Annotated in this window: 4 protein-coding genes; 2 read left to right on the top strand and 2 right to left on the bottom strand. The window is 46.6% G+C overall.

Annotated features, from left to right (window positions below; genetic code table 11):
* Positions 1–1,035: glycosyltransferase family 2 protein (locus GX089_08970; protein NLP02612.1), on the top strand; the 1,035-nt coding region annotated here is incomplete at its 5' end.
* Here GX089_08970 and GX089_08965 read toward each other — a convergent pair.
* Positions 1,024–2,160 (bottom strand): glycosyltransferase family 4 protein, encoded by a 1,137-nt coding sequence (locus GX089_08965; GenBank protein NLP02611.1) that lies wholly within the window; start codon positions 2,158–2,160, stop codon positions 1,024–1,026. The genes GX089_08970 and GX089_08965 overlap by 12 nt on opposite strands.
* Before the next feature lie 7 nt (positions 2,161–2,167).
* Positions 2,168–3,676 carry a 2,3-bisphosphoglycerate-independent phosphoglycerate mutase gene (locus tag GX089_08960; GenBank protein NLP02610.1) on the bottom strand — a complete coding sequence of 503 codons (1,509 nt, stop codon included), beginning with the start codon at positions 3,674–3,676 and terminating at the stop codon, positions 2,168–2,170.
* A 222-nt stretch (positions 3,677–3,898) separates the two neighbouring features.
* On the opposite strand from GX089_08960, the gene GX089_08955 reads away from it, so the two are divergent.
* On the top strand, positions 3,899–4,614 hold a 716-nt coding region (locus tag GX089_08955; protein NLP02609.1), incomplete at its 3' end, for a FecR domain-containing protein.

Below are 4,614 nucleotides of genomic sequence, written 5' to 3'. Positions count from 1 at the left end.
GTAGTTGATAACGGCTCTACGGATCGCAGTGCCGAAATAGCGGAAACATCAGGTGCAAGAGTTGTAAAACAGAGTATCCGCGGTTACGGGGCTGCCTATTTAAAGGGTATCAAAGAGAGTAAAGGAAGTGTTCTGGTGATGGGTGACGGGGATGATACATATGATTTCAGGGAGATCCCGTCACTGCTGAAACCTCTGAATGATGGCGCGGATATGGTACTTGGCTCCCGTTTCAAGGGCAAAATAGCAAAGGGAGCGATGTCTTTCTCACACAGGTATATCGGAAACCCGATTCTGACCTTTATATTGAACATTTTTTTCGGATCATCGGTTTCTGACGCACATACCGGTCTGAGAGCAATTACAAAAGAGGCTTTAAACAGGCTTAAACTTAAAACCACAGGGATGGAATTTGCCTCTGAGATGATAGTTGCCGCCCTGAGAGCACATCTGCGCATTGAGGAGATCCCTATCATCTACTCAGCCCGCCAGGGGGAATCGAAACTGAACTCATTTTCCGATGCCTGGCGGCACATCAGATTCATGCTTCTGTACAGCCCCACATGGCTTTACCTGATCCCGGGCGGCATCCTGTTTGTCTGTGGATTTATCGCATTTCTGCTCTCAGGGTATGGAAAGCTTGTATTTTTTCACCACACCTTCGACTTCCATGCCATGGTATTCTTTGTCCTGTTCTGCCTGCTTGGATCACAGATCATAATGATGGGCCTGTATGCAAGGACTTTCAGTATCAGGGAGGGCTTTGAGCAGCCTGATATTCTGCTTGAAACACTTACTAAACTGGTCACACTTGAGCGTGGGATTATTGCGGGAACTCTTCTTTTCGCTGCCGGGTTTGCAGGAAGTCTCTATATAGTTGCCAAATGGATAAAGGTCAATTTTGTGGGGCCGTTCTTTGAGATCAAGCTCTGTCTCTTCTGCCTGCTTTTCATGATGATCGGCATCCAGATAGTGTTCTCCTCTTTTTTCCTCTCCCTGCTCAAGATTCCCAGGGATCACAATTTAGAGGCCTGAATCCAAAGCTGAAACAAAGGTGCCCGCGGTTCTCTGGATTGTAAACTCTTTCGACCTTGCGAAAGCTGCCTCCCCCAAGCGGTTGCGTAAAGAGGGATCAGATGCCAGTTTATGCATCGCATCAGCCAGATTCTCACAGTCATTCAACCTGACCAGAATACCAGTTTCACGATTAATAATCGCATCCCTGTTCCCGATCGTGTCAGAGCCGATGGCAGGAACCCCGAATGCACCCGCTTCAAGAATTGTCGTTGGAAACCCCTCTACAACCGAAGGAATAAGCAAAGCATAGGACCTGCTGTAGAGCTCCGGCATTTTCTCAAACAGCAGAACAGGCTCCAGAGAAACCGTGTTTTCAAGTCCATACCTTATGATTCTTTCCTTTACTTTTTTGTAAAGAGAACCGCTTCCGAACATCAGAATCCGTGTTTCAGCCGGCAAACCCTGTTCCTTCAAGATTCGCACAGCATCGATAAGAAGAAGGGGATTCTTTACAGATTCCATCCTGGCCGCAAAAAGAAAGATCTTTTCACCTTTTTCATACCTGCGGGGAAAACTCTGATGTATGCAGACAGCATTAGGAAGCACAGAGGGAGAGGGGACAGGCCCATAGGTAAGCGCCAGGTCAAGAAGTCCCTTTGAAATAAAGAAATTCATGTCAGCCTGTTTTCCCACTGAATTGCACATCATTCTGAAAAAGAAACCAGCCCGGTCGGGCCTGTTCTGTGTGACCTCGGTATTATGATACCATACCACATGAGGAACATTGAGAATCCTGCGCAAGACTGAACCGACAATTCCTGCAGGGATCGCCATATTGGAAAAAAGCAGGTCATATCCTTTCGCCTTCCCGGAAAGGCCGAAAAAAAATGTTTGAAGGATGTAAAGAATCATTGCGGGAACACTGGTTTTAAAGCGGGCTTTTCTGAATGTGGGAAAATAGACCACCCGGAAAGGAAACTGCTGCCGGATTTTTGCAGGAGGAGAAGCCGTCAGGACAGTCAGCTCGAAGCCTCTCTTATGAAGCTCATCACACAGGTAAGCCAGAATCCGTCCTCCCCCACCACCAAAGGGTGGAAATTCATGGGAGAGAAACAGTATTCTGTGTATTCTTCTTTTTGACATGCAATTATCAGGAGATAAGCGACTTTCCGGTCATCTCCGGAGGCACTTCGATTGAAAGCAGATCCAGAACAGTTGGTGCGATATCGCAGAGTTTTCCGCCCTCTCTCAGTTTCACACCAGGGACACCGATAAGAGTCAACGGCACCGGATTTGTGGTATGTGCTGTCATCGGAGAATTATCCTCGAGCTTTGTCTGCTCCGCATTTCCATGGTCAGCGGTAATGATACAGGCACCTCCCTTTGCCAGTGCCGCCTCCACAACATCATGTACACAGGTATCAACAGTTTCCACGGCCTTTATGATCGCTTCGTAAACCCCGGTGTGCCCTACCATGTCACAGTTGGCAAAATTACAGATAACCACATCGTATTTGTCACTGTTTATTGCCTCCACAAGCTTATCCCTGACCTCCAGCGCACTCATCTCCGGCTTGTGATCGTAAGTAGGCACTTTCGGACTTGGGACAAGTACCCTGTCTTCACCTGGAAATGGATCATTTCTCTGGCCATTGAAGAAAAACGTGACATGCGCATATTTCTCCGTTTCAGCGCATCTGAACTGCTTCAGGCCATTATTAGACAACACTTCACCCAGAATATTGGCATTGCTCATCTCCGGATAGGCCTCGATGAAATTGCCATCATCATAATAATGGGTCATTGCTATAAAGCAGGATACGACAAAAGGCCTGCTGAATTCAGAGAACTGCGGTTCCACCATCGCCTTTGTTAATTGACGAGTGCGATCAAAACGGAAATTGAAAAAGATGAACGCATCCTTCTCACTCATACCCTGATAATCGATAATCTTTGGCTTTATAAACTCATCAGTTTCGCCGGATGCATAAGCATTCTCAATAGCTTCTCTCCAGTTTCCGGCACTGGTCCCCTTCCCCTCCATGATCGCACGGTATGCCAGTTCGGTCCGCTCCCATCTGTTGTCCCTGTCCATGGCATAATAGCGCCCTATAACTGTAGCTACTCTTCCGGTACCGGTCTTCTCGATCCCCTCCTGAAGAAACTGCAGATGCTCGAGGGCGGATTTTGGCGGAGTGTCCCTGCCGTCCGTGATAGCGTGAATCAGCACATTTTTGAGATCATGCTTTTTGCAGAGTTCAAGAAGCGCAATACAATGCCTTGTTACCGCATGCACACCCTCTTCCTGGATCAGACCGGCCAGATGAAGATTGCCGCCGCTTTTTTTGACATACTCTATAGCGGTAAGGAATGCCATGTTCGTAAAGAAATCCCCGTCTGATATCGATTTGTCAATACGGGTAAGGCTCTGATAAACTGTACGTCCAGCCCCGATATTGAGATGACCGACTTCGCTGTTTCCCATATATCCTGCAGGAAGTCCCACACTGAGTCCGGAGGTTTCAATAATGGTAGTGGGACAGTTTTTTTCGTACTGATCGGTAAAAGGGGTAGCTGCCTTGAAAATGGCGTTGGAATTCTCTTCCTTACCTCTGCCCCAGCCATCACGAATAATAAGACACACTGGTCTCTTTTTCATTTTTTTCTGCCTCTCTTTTTAGGATAGCTATTAGTGCACCTGTATTATAACAGATATTAAAAATACCACAAGCGGCTGTCCTAAACCAGAAATAAAGGATTTTCAGTCAATGCAATTTCGATTCCTCCATGCCAATACAGGAAAGCCCATCCTGCTTCCGCCAAATCATATTTTATGCAGATAAGCAAGTGCTTCCGTTTACACAAGAATACAGGGGGATATATGCGGCTGAAAAAAGAGGGAATTGTGTTTTCAGCAATTATCGCCGCAATTGGGATTATTACCGCTTCCACCAATTCAGACACATTCGTTCACCAGGTGAAAAATGGCGAATCTCTCAGCCTGGTCTGCATCGATTATTACGGTTACTACAGCAAAGAACTGGGAGAGGCAATTAAAAGGGATAATCCGGTAATCAAAGATGTCAACTTAATAAGGGCCGGGTCGAAACTTACACTGAGGAAACCGCAAACCACAGAAAGTACCGGATCAGCAAAAGGGAAAACAGCAATAACTGATACCCTTTTTGTCAAAAAAATCGCAGTAACACAGGGAGTGGTCACCTGTGTCGTGGGAGATGTCAGAATCAAGCGGCCAGGAAGTGATACTTTCAGTAAACTGACCGTTAACAGCATTCTTTACCCCGGAGATGTAATCCAGACCGCTGCATCAGGAAGAGCGGAGATTGTAATAAACCGTGAGTCGGTAGTAAGACTCAATGAGAAAACAGAGATGACACTGGAGACTCTCAGGGATACAGGTAAGGATGATTCAAAAACCCGGATCGGTTTCCCGGCAGGTTCGATCTGGACAAAGATGAAGCAATTCAAGGACAAGATAAGCAGATTCGAACTGGAACTGCCGACCGCAATCGCTGCTGTACATGGCACAGTGTATCAGACTTCAGTATATTCCGATTCCTCATCGGAAGTAAAAGT

Source organism: Fibrobacter sp. (assembly GCA_012523595.1).
Classification (GTDB): Bacteria; Fibrobacterota; Chitinivibrionia; order Chitinivibrionales; family Chitinispirillaceae; genus JAAYIG01.
This window is presented reverse-complemented; position numbering and strand designations above follow the sequence as displayed.